We start from the raw sequence: 17,501 nt of genomic DNA on the forward strand, positions 1-17,501 counted from the left end.
GGGGCCCTTCAGTGCAACTTGGTGCTCGCTGAACGAGCTACCAGGTCAGAGCACGAAATTACTTCGTGATCTTGGTGACCTGGCCGGCGCCCACGGTACGACCACCCTCACGGATGGCGAACTTCAGGCCCTCCTCCATGGCGATCGGCTGGATCAGCGCGACCGACATCTCGGTGTTGTCGCCCGGCATGACCATCTCCGTGCCGGCCGGCAGGGTGACGACACCCGTGACGTCCGTGGTACGGAAGTAGAACTGCGGACGGTAGTTGTTGAAGAAGGGGGTGTGACGGCCACCCTCGTCCTTCGACAGGATGTAGGCCTGGGCCTCGAACTCGGTGTGCGGCGTGACCGAACCCGGCTTGATGATGACCTGGCCGCGCTCGACGTCCTCGCGCTTGATGCCACGGAGGAGCAGACCGACGTTCTCGCCCGCCTGGCCCTCGTCGAGCAGCTTGCGGAACATCTCGATACCGGTGACCGTGGTGGTGGTCTTCTCTTCCTTGATACCGATGATGTCGACGGTCTCGTTGACCTTCAGGACACCACGCTCGATACGGCCGGTGACGACCGTACCGCGACCGGTGATCGTGAAGACGTCCTCGACGGGCATGAGGAACGGCTTCTCGGTGTCACGCGGCGGGGTCGGGATGGCCTCGTCGACGGCAGCCATGAGGCCGAGAAGCTTCTCGCCCCACTCCTTGTCGCCCTCGAGCGCCTTCAGCGCGGAGACGCGGACGACCGGCAGGTCGTCGCCCGGGAACTCGTACTCGGAGAGCAGCTCACGGACCTCGAGCTCGACGAGCTCCAGGATCTCCTCGTCGTCCACCATGTCGGCCTTGTTCAGGGCGACGACGATGTAGGGGACGCCGACCTGGCGGGCCAGGAGCACGTGCTCCTTGGTCTGCGGCATCGGGCCGTCGGTGGCGGCGACCACGAGGATCGCGCCGTCCATCTGCGCGGCACCGGTGATCATGTTCTTGATGTAGTCCGCGTGACCCGGGCAGTCGACGTGGGCGTAGTGACGCGCCTCGGTCTGGTACTCGACGTGCGCGATGGAGATGGTGATACCGCGCTGGCGCTCCTCAGGAGCCTTGTCGATCTGGTCGAAGGCCGAGGCCTCGTTCAGGTCCGGGTACGCGTCGTGCAGCACCTTGGTAATGGCGGCCGTGAGGGTCGTCTTACCGTGGTCAATGTGACCGATGGTGCCGATGTTGACGTGCGGCTTAGTCCGCTCGAACTTCGCCTTCGCCACGGGGGTCCTCCTGGAGAGTGGTTCTGGTACGCCTTACAGATCGGCGCCAGGTGATCTTTGCTGGAAAGCCGGCCGGTCCCCGGGGCAACGGGAGTGGTTCCTGTTGCCCCAGAGGCTGCCGGTGACAAGCCTAAAGCGTGTACTCGGAAGAGTTACTCGCCCTTGGCCTTCGCGATGATCTCCTCAGCGACGTTCCGGGGAACCTCGGCGTAGGAGTCGAACTGCATCGAGTAGCTGGCGCGACCCGAGGTCTTGCTGCGGAGGTCTCCGACGTAGCCGAACATCTCCGAAAGAGGCACGAGGCCCTTCACGACGCGAGCGCCGTGACGCTCCTCCATGGCCTGGATCTGGCCACGGCGGGAGTTGATGTCGCCGATGACGTCACCCATGTAGTCCTCGGGCGTGGTGACCTCTACGGCCATCATCGGCTCAAGGAGCACGGGAGAAGCCTTGCGCGCGGCCTCCTTGAAGGCCTGCGAACCGGCGATCTTGAACGCGAGCTCGGAGGAGTCGACCTCGTGGTAGCCGCCGTCGAGAAGCGTGACGCGAACGCCCGTCATCTCGTAGCCGGCCAGGATGCCGAACTGCATGGCCTCCTGCGCACCGGCGTCGACCGAAGGGATGTACTCCTTCGGCACGCGGCCACCGGTGACCTTGTTCACGAACTCGTACGCCGGACCGTCGGTCTCGGTGATGGGCTCGATCGCGATCTGCACCTTGGCGAACTGACCGGTACCACCGGTCTGCTTCTTGTGGGTGTAGTCGTGACGCTCGACGGCCTTGCGGATCGTCTCGCGGTAGGCCACCTGCGGCTTGCCGACGTTGGCCTCGACCTTGAACTCGCGCTTCATACGGTCGACCAGCACCTCGAGGTGCAGCTCGCCCATACCGCCGAGGATGGTCTGGCCCGTCTCCTCGTCCGAGTGAACGTGGAAGGAGGGGTCCTCCTCCGCGAGACGCTGGATGGCAACACCCAGCTTCTCCTGGTCACCCTTGGACTTGGGCTCGATGGCGACCTGGATGACCGGAGCCGGGAAGTCCATGGACTCCAGGATCACGGGGCTCTTGTCGTCACACAGCGTCTCACCGGTGGTGGTCTGCTTCAGGCCCATGACGGCGACGATGTCACCGGCGCCCACCGCGGCGATCTCTTCACGCTTGTTGGCGTGCATGCGATAGATCTTGCCGATGCGCTCCTTCTTGCCCTTGACGGAGTTCAGCACCGCAGTGCCGGCCTCCAGGCGGCCCGAGTAAACCCGGACGAAGGTGAGCTTGCCGAGGTGCGGGTCACTCATGATCTTGAACGCCAGAGCCGCGAGCGGCTCCTCGTCGGAAGGCTTGCGCTTCACGACAACCTCGGCGTCGCGGACGTCGTGGCCCTCGATGGCCTCGATGTCCAGCGGCGACGGCAGGTAGCGGACGACGGCGTCGAGCAGGGGCTGAACACCCTTGTTCTTGAACGCCGTGCCACAGAACACCGCAGTGATCGTGGGCTCGCCCTTGCCCTTGCCGGAGTTCAGGATGATGCGACGGACGGCGGCGTGCAGCTGCTCCACGGACGGCTCGTCGCCGTTCAGGAAGAGCTCCATGATCTCGTCGTCGTTCTCGGCGACGGTCTCGACCAGCTTGCCGCGCCACTCTTCAGCAGCCTCGGTGTGCGTGTCGGGGATGTCGACGATGTCGTACATCTCGCCCTTGGTCGCCTCGGCGGACCAGACGAACGCCTTCATGGTGACCAGGTCGACAACGCCCTGGAAGTCCATCTCGGCACCGATGGGGAGCTGCATGACGATCGGAACCGCACCGAGGCGGTCCTTGATCATGTCGACACAGCGGTGGAACTCGGCGCCGGTGCGGTCCAGCTTGTTGACGAAGCAGATGCGGGGCACGCCGTAACGGTCGGCCTGACGCCAGACCGTCTCGGACTGCGGCTCCACACCGGCGACACCGTCGAACACGGTGACGGCGCCGTCGAGGACGCGGAGCGAACGCTCCACCTCGACGGTGAAGTCGACGTGACCCGGGGTGTCGATGATGTTGATGGTGTGGTCAACGTCTTCGAGCGGCCAGTGGCAGGTCGTAGCGGCAGACGTGATGGTGATACCACGCTCCTGCTCCTGCTCCATCCAGTCCATCGTGGCGGCGCCGTCGTGGACCTCACCGATCTTGTACGACACACCGGTGTAGAACAGGATGCGCTCGGTGGTGGTCGTCTTGCCCGCGTCGATGTGGGCCATGATCCCGATGTTGCGGACCTTGGCCAGGTCAAGCGAAGTGGTAGCCATAAGGCTTCGGTCTTCTCTCGGTCTCGATGTGGGGTGGGACTACCAGCGGTAGTGCGCGAAGGCCTTGTTGGACTCGGCCATCTTGTGCGTGTCCTCACGCTTCTTGACGGCCGCACCGAGGCCGTTCGAGGCGTCGAGGAGCTCGTTCATGAGGCGCTCGGTCATGGTCTTCTCGCGGCGGGCGCGGGAGTAACCCACGACCCAGCGCAGCGCGAGGGTCGCGGCACGACCGGGCTTGACCTCGATCGGCACCTGGTAGGTGGCGCCACCGACGCGGCGGGACTTGACCTCGAGCGACGGCTTGACGTTCTCCAGCGCGCGCTTCAGCGTGATGACCGGGTCAGCGCCGGTCTTCTCGCGGAGGCCTTCCATGGCGCCGTAAACGATGCGCTCGGCGGTGGAGCGCTTGCCGTTCAGGAGGATCTTGTTGATGAGCGAGGTCACCAGAGGAGATGCGTAGACCGGGTCGATGATGACCGGGCGCTTCGGGGCGGGGCCCTTACGAGGCATTCTTACTTCTCCTTCTTGGCGCCGTAGCGGCTGCGGGCCTGCTTGCGGTTCTTGACAGCCTGGGTGTCAAGCGCACCGCGGATGATCTTGTAACGAACACCCGGCAGGTCCTTCACACGGCCACCACGCACGAGCACGATCGAGTGCTCCTGCAGGTTGTGTCCCTCACCCGGAATGTAAGCGGTGACCTCGATGCCAGAGGTCAGACGCACACGCGCGACCTTACGCAGCGCCGAGTTCGGCTTCTTCGGGGTGGTCGTGAACACTCGCGTGCAGACGCCGCGACGCTGGGGCGAAGCCTCAAGCGCGGGAGTCTTTGTCTTCTCGACCTTGTCCTGCCGGCCCTTACGGACCAGCTGCTGGATCGTAGGCACTACTTCTCCGGTTTCTGTGTGCCGTGTAGTGAAGCTAACCTGGAACTTTGCCGACCCACGCGGTCGGGTGTGTCGGATCCGGCGGACCTCCGCGCAAGCACGGAAACGCATGGATCGCGGCGGCCGGCTCGGCTCACATGCGGTTGATGGACACGCACAGGAGCCTAGGCACACCCCAGGCACAAGGTCAGAGCGTACCTACCTCACAGAGGTAGGTCAAAACAAATGCCCAGCACGAAAACACACCGGGCGCAAGTGGTAGCACCCGACCGCGGCCGTGCCGGTCGGGCCGCGGGACTGCGCGATCAGTCCTGTGCCCGGCGCCGCGGCTCCGCGGCGGCCGGCTCCGCGGCGGCCAAGGCTCCTCGGCGGCCGGCTCCTCGCCGGGGGCCGTGCCCGGCCTACAGGCCCTGCTGCCCGGCTGGCTCCGCACCGAGCAGCCGTACGACGCCGACCGCGAGCTGCGCGTCCCCCTCGTCCGCGACCTGCCGCCGGCCACTCGCCCGTGTGACCGCGCCGGCGGCCGTCTCCGCGGTCGCCGTCACGGCGTGGCAGATCAGCGGCCGGTAACCCGCGGACTCATGGGCTTCGGGCGGCCCGCCCCGGCGGGCCGCCCCACCCCGGCGACCTAAACTGACGGCTGCCCGGGCGCGGGCGCCCGAGCCGTCGATCAGCAGGGAGCAGGACATTGGGGACCGTGGCACCGGAGCAGACCACAGTCGACGCTCCTCCCCCCGATCAGGACCTGAGGCCGGCCCCCCGCCGCACCGCCGGCCGGCTGTACGGGCCCCTGCTGGCCTTCCTGATCACCTCGGCGGCCTTCTGCTCGGCCTGGGTGGCCCGCGGCACCTTCCCCTTCGGCACCACCGGCCGGGCCGTCAACGACCAGGCCAACCAGTACGTGCCCTTCCACCGCGCGCTCTGGGACCTGGTCCACGGACAGGCCGCCGGCGACGTGCTCTTCAGCTGGCGCGGCGGCTTCGGCCAGCAGTTCCTCTCCGACTACTACACCTACCTGGGCAACCCCTTCTCGTGGCTGGCGGTCCTCGTCCCGCGCGCCCACGTCGACCTCGCCGTCTTCGCGGTCACCCCGATCACGATGGGCACCGCCGCCGCCGTGATGACGGTGTACCTCGGCAAGCTGCACCCCGGCCCGTGGTGGCAGCGCGGGGTGCTCGGAGCCACGTACGGCCTGTGCGGCTGGGCGCTCAGCGACGCCTCGTACATCCCGATGTGGCTGTGGGGCCTGGTCGCCCTCCCGATGCTCGGCATCGCCGTCGAATGGTGCCTGCAGGAGCGCCGCTGGCCGGGCGCGGCCGTGCTGGTCGCGCTCGCCTGGTACGGGAACTTCTACACCGCGATGATGGCCACGATGGCCGCCTGCATCCTGCTGGCCATCCGCCTGATCACCCGCGACATGACGGGCCGGCAGCGGCTGCGCGCCCTGTGGCGGGCGGCGACGGCCGCCGGGACCGGGATACTGCTCACCCTCCCCCTCCTCCTGCCGGCGTTCCTGTCCAGCGGCGCCGCGCAGCCCACCAAGGCCGCCGCCTTCGACCCCGTACGCATCGAGCTCTTCCTGGCGGGCATGCTCCCGGCCACCCACCTGTGGGGCGGCCGCCCGCGCCTGTACGTGGCCTCGCTGGGCCTGATCCTGGCCGGCAGCTTCCTCCTCAACACCGCGATCGCGAAGAGGACCCGCCTGGTGTGGGCGGCGGCGACGCTGCTCGTGGCCGTCTCCTTCCAGTTCCCGCCCACGCAGTACGCATGGCACGGGCTGGCGGTGCCGAACGGCAACCCGTACCGCGAGGCCTTCGTCTTCAGCGGCATGGTGGTGATCGTGGCCTGGCTGGCCCTGGCCAACCGCCCGCGCCCGCTCCACCTGGCCCTGGCCGCCGCCCTGCTGGTCGCGGCCACCTTCCTCCTGCGCCACACCAACGACTTCGGCGGCTGGACCTGGCCCGCCGTGCTCGGCGGCGGCGCGGTCTCCCTGCTCGCGCTCGTCCTGCTCTTCCTCGGGGAGGAGCGCCGCCGCCTGATCCCCCTCGCGGCCGTCCTCATGATCGGCGTCGTCTTCGCCGAGTCCGCGGTCGCCGCGGCCAACGCGGACGCCCGCCGGGCTCGCGAGCGCTGGGCGAAGCCGGCCGCCACCTCGAACCAGTCGATCGGCAACCACTTCGACGCCGTCCGGAGCGTGAGCGGCTGGCCCGCCTACCGGACCGACTCGGGCGCGCCGCAGACCTCGTACAACGACGCCCTCGCCCTCCAGGCGGAGGGCCCGCAGTACTACAGCAGCTACCTCCCGGAGGCCACCTACCAGGCCCTCCAGCCCCTCGGCTACGGCTTCAAGAACGACGGCCGGACCTTCTTCGGCGCCGACAACCCGGTGCTCGACGCGATCTTCTCGATCGGCGCACGGGTCCGCCCGGGCACCGCCCCGCACACCTGGACCGGCTCGAAGTTCCCCGCCCCGCCCCTGGTCACGGTCCGCACGCAGGACTTCACATCCCCCCACCCGGCCGACAGCGTCTACGCCCACCAGGAGACCGTGCTGGGCGCCACCGTCTACCAGGTCCCGCAGGTCACCCGCGGCGGCACCGCCTCCGAGCAGACGTACGCCGCCCAGTGCACCCCCGGCTCCGAGGCCTACTGGTACTCCCCCGCCCTCTACGGCACCCTCACCTCCGGCTCCACCCAGAAGCCCTTGGAGGACGTGATGACGGGGGTCACCCCCCTCGGCAAGGTCCCCGCCTCGGGCCAGGTCGACGTCACCGTGAAGACCCGCACCCAGGGCGCCACCGCCGGCGAGCACCCCCTCGGCTGCCTGAACCGCGCGGCCCTCGACCAGGCGGTGGCCCACCTGACCGCCACCGGCGCCACCGAGGTCAAGGCGGGCGGCCACACCATCGAGGCCACCCTCCCCCGGGCCGCCGCGGGCACGGCGGTCATCTCCACGACCGCCGTCCCCGGCTGGCAGTGCACGGCGGGCTCCCGCACGAGCACCCCGGACAGCTTCCACGGCCTCCTCGCGGTCCCGCTGGCCCCGGGCACGGACAAGGTCTCCTGCACCTTCACCCCGAAGGGCCTCACGCCGGGCCTGGCGGGGGCCGCTCTCGGCCTGATGGTCCTCATCGGGGCCGCGGTGGCCTCGGTGCGGCGGCGGCGCGCCTGACCCGCCTCCGCCGCGACAGCCGAACGCCCCGTAGGGGAGACGGTTGCCCCGTGGGAACGAAGAAGCCCCCCGCCGCTCCTCTCGGAGCAGCGGGGGGCTTCGTCTTACGAGCTCTTAGCCGTTGTACGGGCCGTAGTCGTAGTCCTCCAGCGGGACAGCCTGGCCGGAGCCGGTGCCGAAGGGCGAGTAGTCGATGTCGTCGTAGCCGACGGCCGAGTACATCGCGGCCTTCGCCTCCTCGGTGGGCTCCACCCGGATGTTGCGGTAGCGGGCGAGGCCCGTACCGGCCGGGATGAGCTTACCGATGATGACGTTCTCCTTGAGGCCGATCAGGGAGTCGGACTTGGCGTTGATCGCCGCGTCCGTCAGAACCCTGGTCGTCTCCTGGAAGGACGCCGCCGACAGCCACGACTCGGTCGCGAGCGAGGCCTTGGTGATACCCATCAGCTGCGGACGGCCGGAGGCGGGGTGACCGCCCTCGGTGACCACACGACGGTTCTCGGTCTCGAACTTCGACCGCTCGACCAGCTCGCCCGGCAGGAGCTCCGCGTCGCCGGACTCGATGATCGTCACGCGGCGCAGCATCTGCCGGATGATGATCTCGATGTGCTTGTCGTGGATCGACACGCCCTGCGAGTTGTAGACCTTCTGGACTTCGCCGACCAGGTGGACCTGGACGGCACGCTGGCCGAGGATGCGCAGCACGTCGTGCGGGTTGGTGGCACCCATGGTGAGCTTCTGGCCCACCTCGACGTGGTCGCCCTCGTGCACGATGACCTTGGCGCGCTTCGAGATCGGGAACGCCGTCTCGTCGCTGCCGTCGTCGGGCGTGATGACGATCTTCTTCGTCTTCTCGGTCTCCTCGATCCGCACGCGGCCGGCGGCCTCGGAGATCGGGGCGACACCCTTCGGGGTACGGGCCTCGAAGAGCTCGACGACACGCGGCAGACCCTGCGTGATGTCGTCACCGGCCACACCACCGGTGTGGAAGGTACGCATCGTCAGCTGGGTACCGGGCTCACCGATGGACTGGGCGGCGATGATGCCGACCGCCTCACCGATGTCGACCAGCTTGCCGGTGGCGAGCGAGCGTCCGTAGCAGAAGGCACAGGTGCCGACCGCGGACTCACAGGTCAGGACCGAGCGGGTCTTGACCTCCTCGACGCCCTTGGCGACCAGGGCGTCGATGAGCACGTCACCGAGGTCGACGTTGGCCGGCGCGATGACCTTGCCGTCGATGACGACGTCCTCGGCCAGCATGCGGGCGTAGATCGAGGTCTCGACGTCGTCGGCCTTGCGCAGCACGCCGTCCTCGCCGCGGACGGCGATCTTCAGCTTCAGGCCGCGCTCGGTGCCGCAGTCCTCCTCGCGGATGATCACGTCCTGCGAGACGTCCACCAGACGACGGGTCAGGTAACCCGAGTCGGCGGTACGCAGGGCGGTGTCCGCCAGACCCTTACGGGCACCGTGCGTGGAGATGAAGTACTCCAGAACGGTGAGGCCCTCACGGAAGGACGCCTTGATCGGACGCGGGATGGTCTCGTTCTTCGCGTTCGACACCAGACCACGCATACCGGCGATCTGTCGCATCTGCATCATGTTTCCTCGGGCACCCGAGTCAACCATCATGAAGATGGGGTTCGTCTTGGGGAAGTTCGCGTTCATCGCCTCGGCAACCTCGTTGGTCGCCTTGGTCCAGATCGCGATGAGCTCCTGCGTGCGCTCGTCCTTGGTGATCAGACCGCGCTCGTACTGCTTCTGGACCTTCTCGTCCAGCTCCTCGTAGCCCTTGACGATGGCCTTCTTGGCCTCGGGCACGACGACGTCGGAGATGGCCACGGTGACGCCCGAACGGGTCGCCCAGTGGAAGCCGGCCGCCTTCAGGTTGTCGAGCGTCGCCGCCACGATGACCTTGGGGTAGCGCTCCGCCAGGTCGTTGACGATCTCGGAGAGCTGCTTCTTGCCCACCGAGTAGTCGACGAACGGGTAGTCCTCGGGCAGCAGCTCGTTGAAGAGCGCGCGGCCCAGGGTGGTGCGCAGACGGAAGCTGTCGCCCGGCTGGAACTCCTGCTCACCCTCCTCGGCGACCGGCGGCACCCAGCCACGCGGCGGGATGGTGCCCACCGGGAAGCGGATGTCGACGGACGACTGGAGCGCGAGCTCGCCGTTGTCGAACGCCATGGTCGCCTCGGCCGTGGAGCCGAACGCGCGGCCCTCGCCCTTGGTGTCACGGAGCTCACCGTCGGTGGTCAGGAAGAACAGACCGAGGACCATGTCCTGGGTCGGCATCGTGACCGGACGGCCGTCGGCCGGCTTGAGGATGTTGTTCGAGGACAGCATCAGGATGCGGGCCTCGGCCTGCGCCTCCGCGGAGAGCGGGAGGTGCACGGCCATCTGGTCACCGTCGAAGTCCGCGTTGAACGCGGTGCAGACGAGCGGGTGGATCTGGATGGCCTTGCCTTCGACCAGCTGGGGCTCGAAGGCCTGGATGCCGAGGCGGTGCAGCGTGGGCGCACGGTTCAGCAGCACCGGGTGCTCGGCGATGACCTCTTCGAGCACGTCGTACACGACCGTGCGGCCGCGCTCGACCATGCGCTTCGCCGACTTGATGTTCTGCGCGTGGTTCAGGTCGACCAGGCGCTTCATCACGAACGGCTTGAAGAGCTCCAGCGCCATGGCCTTGGGCAGACCACACTGGTGCAGCTTCAGCTGCGGACCGACGACGATCACGGAACGCGCGGAGTAGTCCACGCGCTTGCCGAGGAGGTTCTGGCGGAATCGACCCTGCTTGCCCTTGAGCATGTCGCTCAGGGACTTCAGCGGACGGTTGCCGGGACCGGTCACCGGACGACCACGACGACCGTTGTCGAAGAGGGCGTCCACGGCCTCCTGAAGCATGCGCTTCTCGTTGTTCACGATGATCTCGGGCGCGCCGAGGTCGAGGAGTCGCTTCAGACGGTTGTTGCGGTTGATCACGCGGCGGTACAGGTCGTTCAGGTCGGAGGTCGCGAAGCGGCCACCGTCCAGCTGCACCATCGGACGCAGGTCCGGCGGGATCACCGGCACGCAGTCCAGCACCATGCCCTTGGGGCTGTTGCTGGTCTGCAGGAACGCGGAGACGACCTTGAGGCGCTTGAGCGCACGGGTCTTCTTCTGCCCCTTGCCGGTACGGATGATCTCGCGAAGGCGCTCGGCCTCCTCCTCGAGGTCGAAGGACTCCAGGCGCTTCTGCAGCGCCGCGGCACCCATCGAACCGTCGAAGTACGTACCGAAGCGGTCGCGCAGCTCGCGGTAGAGCAGCTCGTCGCCCTCGAGGTCCTGGACCTTGAGGTTCTTGAAGCGGGACCAGACCTCGTCCAGACGGTCGATCTCGCGCTGCGCACGGTCGCGCAGCTGCTTCATCTCGCGCTCGGCGCCTTCGCGCACCTTGCGGCGCACGTCGGCCTTGGCGCCCTCGGCCTCGAGCTCGGCCAGGTCCGTCTCGAGCTTCTTGGCACGGCCTTCGAGGTCCGCGTCACGGCGGTTCTCGATCTGCTGGCGCTCGACGGAGACGTGGGCCTCCAGCGACGGGAGGTCGCGGGTGCGGCGCTCGTCGTCCACGAACGTGATCATGTACGCGGCGAAGTAGATGACCTTCTCGAGGTCCTTCGGCGCGAGGTCCAGCAGGTAGCCCAGGCGCGACGGGACGCCCTTGAAGTACCAGATGTGGGTAACGGGAGCGGCAAGCTCGATGTGGCCCATCCGCTCGCGGCGCACCTTGGCGCGCGTGACTTCGACGCCACAACGCTCACAGATGATGCCCTTGAAGCGGACACGCTTGTACTTGCCGCAGTAGCACTCCCAGTCCCGGGTCGGACCGAAAATCTTCTCGCAGAAGAGTCCGTCCTTCTCGGGCTTGAGGGTGCGGTAGTTGATGGTCTCCGGCTTCTTGACCTCGCCGTGGGACCAGGTTCGGATGTCGTCCGCGGTGGCAAGGCCGATCCGCAGCTCGTCGAAGAAGTTGACGTCGAGCACTGTGCGTCAATCCCTCTTTCGGGGTCGAGTCTCAATCATGGTCTGAACGGTCCCGGGGATGACGGGGGGCTCTTGTCGGAGCCCCCCGTCAGGCCCGTCAGACCTCTTCGACGCTGCTCGGCTCACGCCGGGACAGGTCGATACCGAGCTCCTCCGCCGCGCGGAAGACGTCCTCGTCGGTGTCGCGCATCTCGATGGACATGCCGTCCGAGGACAGCACCTCCACGTTGAGGCAGAGCGACTGCATTTCCTTGATGAGCACCTTGAAGGACTCGGGAATGCCCGGCTCGGGGATGTTCTCGCCCTTGACGATGGCCTCGTAGACCTTCACGCGGCCGGTGACGTCGTCGGACTTGATGGTCAGCAGCTCCTGGAGGGCGTAGGCGGCGCCATAAGCCTCGAGCGCCCACACCTCCATCTCGCCGAATCGCTGGCCACCGAACTGCGCCTTACCACCCAGCGGCTGCTGCGTGATCATCGAGTACGGACCGGTCGACCGAGCGTGGAGCTTGTCGTCGACCAGGTGGTGGAGCTTGAGGATGTACATGTACCCGACCGAGATCGGGTCCGGGAACGGCTCGCCGGAGCGGCCGTCGAACATACGCGCCTTACCGGTCGGGAGCACCATGCGCTCGCCGTCGCGGTTCGGGATGGTGTGCTGCAGCAGGCCGGCCAGCTCGTCCTCGCGGGCACCGTCGAACACCGGGGTGGCGACGTTGGTACCCGGAGCGACATGGTCGGCGCCGATCGCCTGGAGGCGCTGCGCCCACTCGTCCGCCAGGCCGGAGACGTCCCAGCCGCGGCTGGCGAGCCAGCCGAGGTGGATCTCCAGGACCTGTCCCGGGTTCATTCGGGACGGGACACCCAGCGGGTTCAGGATGATGTCGACCGGCGTGCCGTCCTCAAGGAAGGGCATGTCCTCGATCGGAAGGATCTTGGAGATGACACCCTTGTTGCCGTGGCGGCCGGCGAGCTTGTCACCGTCGGTGATCTTGCGCTTCTGGGCGACGTAGACGCGGACCAGCTGGTTCACGCCCGGGGGAAGCTCGTCGCCCTCCTCGCGGTCGAAGACGCGGACACCGATGACCTTGCCGATCTCACCGTGAGGGACCTTGAGCGAGGTGTCACGCACCTCGCGGGCCTTCTCACCGAAGATCGCGCGGAGCAGGCGCTCCTCCGGGGTCAGCTCGGTCTCACCCTTGGGCGTGACCTTGCCGACCAGGATGTCGCCGGCGACGACGTCCGCACCGATGCGGATGATGCCGCGCTCGTCGAGGTCCGCGAGGACCTCCTCGGAGACGTTCGGGATGTCCCGGGTGATCTCCTCGGGGCCGAGCTTGGTGTCACGGGCGTCGACCTCGTGCTCCTCGATGTGGATCGAGGAGAGGACGTCGTCCTGCACGAGGCGCTGCGACAGGATGATCGCGTCCTCGTAGTTGTGACCTTCCCACGGCATGAACGCGACGAGCAGGTTCTTGCCGAGGGCCATCTCGCCCTCTTCGGTCGCCGGTCCGTCGGCGAGGACCTGGGACTCGACGATCCGGTCACCCTCGTTGACGATGACCTTCTGGTTGACCGAGGTGCCCTGGTTCGAGCGGGAGAACTTGGAGACGCGGTACGTGGTGTACGTGCCGTCGTCGTTGGCGACGGTGATGTAGTCGGCCGAGACCTCCTGGACGACACCGTCCTTCTCCGCACGGATCGAGTCACCGGCGTCGACCGCACAGCGGTACTCCATGCCGGTGCCGACGAGCGGGGCCTCCGCCTTGATGAGCGGAACGGCCTGGCGCATCATGTTCGCGCCCATGAGGGCACGGTTGGCGTCGTCGTGCTCCAGGAAGGGGATCATCGCGGTCGCGACGGACACCATCTGGCGCGGGGAGACGTCCATGTAGTCGACGTCGTCGCCGGCGATGTAGTCGATCTCGCCACCACGACGGCGAACCAGCACGCGGTTCTCGGTGAAGCGCATCTCATCGTTCAGGGCGGCGTTCGCCTGGGCGATGACGAAGCGGTCTTCCTCGTCGGCCGTGAGGTAGTCGACCTCGTCGGTGACGACACCGTCGATGACCTTGCGGTACGGGGTCTCGATGAAGCCGAACGGGTTGATCCGGCCGTAGGAGGCCAGCGAGCCGATCAGACCGATGTTCGGGCCTTCAGGCGTCTCGATCGGGCACATGCGGCCGTAGTGCGACGGGTGAACGTCACGGACCTCGAAGCCGGCCCGCTCACGGGAGAGACCACCCGGGCCGAGGGCGTTGAGACGACGCTTGTGCGTCAGACCCGACAGCGGGTTGTTCTGGTCCATGAACTGGGACAGCTGGCTGGTGCCGAAGAACTCCTTGATGGAGGCGACGACCGGCCGGATGTTGATCAGGGTCTGCGGCGTGATCGCCTCGACGTCCTGGGTGGTCATGCGCTCGCGCACGACACGCTCCATACGGGCGAGACCCGTACGGACCTGGTTCTGGATCAGTTCACCGACGTTGCGGATACGGCGGTTGCCGAAGTGGTCGATGTCGTCGGTCTCGACGACGATCTCCCGGCCCGACTCGCCGACCGTCTCGGTCTCGCCGGCGTGCAGCTTGACCAGGTACTTGATCGTGGCGATGACGTCATCGGTGGTGAGCACACCGGCGTCCAGCGGCTCGTCGGCGCCGAGCTTCTTGTTCACCTTGTAGCGGCCGACCTTCGCGAGGTCGTAGCGCTTGGGGTTGAAGTAGAGGTTCTCGAGCAGCGTCTGAGCGGCCTCGCGGGTCGGCGGTTCGCCCGGACGCAGCTTGCGGTAGATGTCGAGCAGCGCGTCGTCCTGACCCTGGGTGTGGTCCTTCTCCAGGGTGGCGCGCATGGACTCGTACTCGCCGAACTCCTCGAGGATCTGCTCGGTGGTCCAGCCGAGAGCCTTCAGGAGGACGGTGACGGACTGCTTGCGCTTGCGGTCGATGCGGACACCGACCATGTCGCGCTTGTCGATCTCCATCTCCAGCCAGGCACCCCGGGACGGGATGATCTTGGCGGAGAAGATGTCCTTGTCGGACGTCTTGTCGATGGAGGAGTCGAAGTAGACACCAGGGGAGCGGACAAGCTGCGACACGACGACACGCTCGGTGCCGTTGATGACGAAGGTGCCCTTGTTGGTCATGAGCGGGAAATCGCCCATGAAGACCGTCTGAGACTTGATCTCTCCGGTCTCGTTGTTCGTAAACTCGGCGGTAACGAAGAGCGGCGCCGCGTACGTGAAGTCGCGCTCCTTGCACTCGTCGACCGAGTTCTTCGCCGGCTCGAAACGGTGGTCGCGGAACGTCAGCGACATCGACCCGGAGAAGTCCTCGATCGGCGAAATCTCCTCGAAGATCTCTTCCAGACCGGACTTGGTGGGGACGTCCTGTCCACTCTCAAGCGCCGACTCGACGCGAGACTTCCAGGCTGCATTGCCGAGCAGCCAGTCGAAGCTCTCTGTCTGCAGCGCCAGGAGGTTCGGAACCTCGAGGGGCTCCTTGATCTTTGCAAAGGAGATGCGCAGCGGGGCGGTGCTGGCACCGGTGTTCGTATTGGTCGAGGCGTTGCGCGAGGCGGCCAAGAGGGGGTCCTTCCGAGGGCTCGGACTCACTACGCGCGTACCGGTCCCAGCCGACACAGAAGACAGACGCTCCCGTTCTGGCCGAAAGACCAGGTTAGGGCGGATCAATCAGTGTGCTCGAGCGTGGGCATGACCCTGGCGACGGGCAGGGGTCAGCTAACAGGCAGCGCAAAGGGTCAGTGTAGCCACTTGGCTCACTGATGTCCAGACCAGGTTTCCGGAAACCGGCAACAGGCCTTCCCCACGGTCGTCAATCCAACTCTGCGTCCCACACATGCGGCCCTCGTACACAGAGCGCGTATCAGTACTGCCCTCTTCGTAGCCGATCCATGCCTCGGATCTCGGATCGAGGTGGTCGAGCTTGCGACGGGTCTGAGAATTGCGCGCCCCGTGCCGTTCGTCAAGGCCCCGTGCTCCGAGCGGATCATCTCCGGACCCTGCTTCGAGGCAACGAAGATCACCCTACTCCCCAACGAGAGCAGGGCAAGTCAGGCACTGCGGGTACGCCAAAGGGCGACCACCCTTACGGGTGATCGCCCTTGGTCGGAGCCTCAGAGAGGCCCCAGAGGTGTTACTTGACCTCGACAGCCGCGCCGGCAGCCTTGAGGGACTCGGCGGCCTTGTCAGCGGCCTCCTTGGCGACCTTCTCGAGGACCGGCTTCGGGGCGCCGTCCACGAGGTCCTTGGCCTCCTTGAGGCCCAGGGAGGTCAGCTCACGCACGACCTTGATGACCTGGATCTTCTTGTCGCCGGCACCGGTGAGGATGACGTCGAACTCGTCCTGCTCCTCAGCGGCCTCGACGGGGGCGGCACCGGTCGGGCCGGCAACGGCGACGGCCGCGGCGGCGGTGACGTCGAACTTCTCCTCGAAGGCCTTCACGAACTCGGAGAGCTCGATGAGGGTCATCTCCTCGAACTGGGCGAGGAGGTCGTCCTGAGAGAGCTTCGCCATGATGGGCGATCCTTCCACTAATTCGGCAGGTGCCGGATGTATAAAGAGGCGGGCGTAACGGCCCGCTACGACCCACGCACTAGGCGGCGTGGATCAGTGCGCGAGCCGAATTACTCGGCACCGCCCTGCTCGGCGAGCTTGACGCGAAGCGCTTCCGCGGTGCGGACGAACTTCGACGGCAGCGCCTGGAAGAGCGAGGCAGCCTGAGACTGCTTGCCCTTGAACGCGCCGGCCAGCTTGCTGAGCAGAACCTCGCGGGACTCGAGGTCCGCAAGCTTCTTGATCTCATCGGCGGTCAGCGCCTTACCGTCAAGGACACCGCCCTTGATGATGAGGTTCGGGTTGTCCTTGGCGAAGTCACGCAGGCTCTTCGCCGACTCCACCGGGTCACCGGTGATGAAGGCGACCGCGGTCGGACCAGCGAAGTGCTCGTCCAGCGCGGTGATCCCGGCCTGGTTGGCCGCAATCTTGGTCAGCGTGTTCTTCACCACGGCGTACTGGGCGTTCTCACCGAGCGAACGACGCAGCGTCTTGAGCTGCGCGACGGTGAGACCCCGGTACTCGGTCAGCACGGCGGCGTTCGAGCTCTGGAACTGGTCCGTGAGCTCGGCTACCGCGGCAGCCTTGTCGGGCCTTGCCATAGAGCGTCGGCCTCCTTCCGGGTGATGAGGACCGCTCAGAAGGGGCTGAACAAAACGAAACGCCCCGGCGCAAGCGCACGGGGCTTCGGCTCGACCGAATCACTTCGGGAGCTTCTCCACGAACACCTGCGCAGGACGTCCGCAGTCAGCGGATCCTTCGGCCGCCGCTCCCTTGCGGGCACGGCAACGACCAGCGGTCTTTGGCTTCTGGGGAAGAGTACGTGAAGCGGTCGAGCCAAGGCAAATCGCCCCCTCGGCAGCCCCCTCGGGGGCTCCTCAGGAACGCTTCAGGCCGCCCAGTCCGGCGTCCTTCAGCGTCTGGTCGGCCTCCTCCAGCGTCCGGTCGGTCTCCTTGAGGCTGTTGTCGATGCCCTTCATGACGTCGTCGAAGTCCGCCACCTGGTCCGCGGGCGGTGCGACGACCGGGGCGGCCGTGCCGTAGCCGGAGAACTTGGCGGAGACCTTCGTCGCGCTGTTGTCGATCGTCCGCACCGTGTCGACGCGGACGGGATAGCCGTCCTTGCCGATCCACAGGTCCACTTCGAGGCTCGTGACGTCCTTCACCGCCTGGTGGAGGTACTGGCGGTTCGCCTCCTCCATCGCCTTGGTGGACTCGTCCGCCTTGAGCAGGTCCGCGTTGGTGAAGCTGGGCGGTTTCTAGCAGTGGTTGCGAATTAGCAGGTCAATGGCTGTGTGAGCCATTCTTTCATGGCTTCGGCGG

The 17,501-nt window shown here is 66.8% G+C and carries 11 protein-coding genes; 1 reads left to right on the forward strand and 10 read right to left on the reverse strand.

From position 1 onward, the window contains the following. Nucleotides 1–58: 58 nt before the first annotated feature. The 5 genes from tuf to J7E94_RS13665 form a co-directional block, all read right to left on the reverse strand. Nucleotides 59–1,252 (reverse strand): elongation factor Tu, encoded by a 1,194-nt coding sequence (gene tuf, locus J7E94_RS13645; protein WP_215015334.1) that lies wholly within the window; start codon nucleotides 1,250–1,252, stop codon nucleotides 59–61. Between the two features lie 152 nt (nucleotides 1,253–1,404). After that, the gene (gene fusA, locus J7E94_RS13650; protein WP_215015336.1) at nucleotides 1,405–3,537 is read right to left on the reverse strand and encodes an elongation factor G; all 2,133 of its coding nucleotides are present in this window, start codon (nucleotides 3,535–3,537) and stop codon (nucleotides 1,405–1,407) included. Nucleotides 3,538–3,576: 39 nt separating this feature from the next. After that, the gene (gene rpsG, locus J7E94_RS13655) at nucleotides 3,577–4,047 is read right to left on the reverse strand and encodes a 30S ribosomal protein S7 (RefSeq protein ID WP_053682626.1); all 471 of its coding nucleotides are present in this window, start codon (nucleotides 4,045–4,047) and stop codon (nucleotides 3,577–3,579) included. Nucleotides 4,048–4,049: 2 nt separating this feature from the next. Next, a complete protein-coding gene (gene rpsL, locus J7E94_RS13660) occupies nucleotides 4,050–4,421 on the reverse strand; it encodes a 30S ribosomal protein S12 (protein WP_007265893.1) in 372 nt (123 codons plus the stop codon). A 401-nt stretch (nucleotides 4,422–4,822) separates the two neighbouring features. Next, complete coding sequence (locus J7E94_RS13665) at nucleotides 4,823–4,966, reverse strand: hypothetical protein (protein ID WP_215015338.1); 144 nt, start codon at nucleotides 4,964–4,966, stop codon at nucleotides 4,823–4,825. Nucleotides 4,967–5,118: 152 nt separating this feature from the next. Here J7E94_RS13665 and J7E94_RS13670 point away from each other — a divergent pair, with 152 nt between their 5' ends. Further along, nucleotides 5,119–7,593, forward strand: coding sequence for a YfhO family protein (locus J7E94_RS13670; RefSeq protein WP_308344997.1), 2,475 nt, complete (start codon nucleotides 5,119–5,121; stop codon nucleotides 7,591–7,593). A gap of 114 nt (nucleotides 7,594–7,707) precedes the next feature. Here the strand turns inward: J7E94_RS13670 and J7E94_RS13675 are convergent, their stop codons facing one another. From J7E94_RS13675 to J7E94_RS13695, 5 genes are all read right to left on the reverse strand, one after another. Beyond that, entirely contained in the window at nucleotides 7,708–11,607 is a 3,900-nt protein-coding gene (locus J7E94_RS13675; protein WP_215015340.1) for a DNA-directed RNA polymerase subunit beta', read from the reverse strand. Nucleotides 11,608–11,704: 97 nt separating this feature from the next. Continuing rightward, a complete protein-coding gene (gene rpoB, locus J7E94_RS13680) occupies nucleotides 11,705–15,187 on the reverse strand; it encodes a DNA-directed RNA polymerase subunit beta (protein ID WP_215015342.1) in 3,483 nt (1,160 codons plus the stop codon). A gap of 571 nt (nucleotides 15,188–15,758) precedes the next feature. Further along, nucleotides 15,759–16,139, reverse strand: coding sequence for a 50S ribosomal protein L7/L12 (gene rplL / locus J7E94_RS13685; protein WP_215015344.1), 381 nt, complete (start codon nucleotides 16,137–16,139; stop codon nucleotides 15,759–15,761). A gap of 110 nt (nucleotides 16,140–16,249) precedes the next feature. After that, nucleotides 16,250–16,780, reverse strand: a complete 531-nt coding sequence (rplJ, locus tag J7E94_RS13690; protein ID WP_215015346.1) for a 50S ribosomal protein L10 — start codon at nucleotides 16,778–16,780, stop codon at nucleotides 16,250–16,252. Between the two features lie 276 nt (nucleotides 16,781–17,056). Further along, entirely contained in the window at nucleotides 17,057–17,380 is a 324-nt protein-coding gene (locus J7E94_RS13695) for a hypothetical protein (RefSeq protein ID WP_215015348.1), read from the reverse strand. Nucleotides 17,381–17,501 lie beyond the last annotated feature (121 nt).

This window comes from Streptomyces sp. ISL-94 (genome assembly GCF_018614075.1).
Taxonomy (GTDB): domain Bacteria; phylum Actinomycetota; class Actinomycetes; order Streptomycetales; family Streptomycetaceae; genus Streptomyces.

Excerpts from the sequence above, each read along its gene's own strand:
- fusA (WP_215015336.1), bottom strand. The coding sequence starts at position 3,537 with ATGGCTACCACTTCGCTTGACCTGGCCAAGGTCCGCAACATCGGGATC.
- rpsG (WP_053682626.1), bottom strand. The coding sequence starts at position 4,047 with ATGCCTCGTAAGGGCCCCGCCCCGAAGCGCCCGGTCATCATCGACCCG.
- rplL (WP_215015344.1), bottom strand. The coding sequence starts at position 16,139 with ATGGCGAAGCTCTCTCAGGACGACCTCCTCGCCCAGTTCGAGGAGATG.
- rplJ (WP_215015346.1), bottom strand. The coding sequence starts at position 16,780 with ATGGCAAGGCCCGACAAGGCTGCCGCGGTAGCCGAGCTCACGGACCAG.
- J7E94_RS13695 (WP_215015348.1), bottom strand. The coding sequence starts at position 17,380 with ATGGAGGAGGCGAACCGCCAGTACCTCCACCAGGCGGTGAAGGACGTC.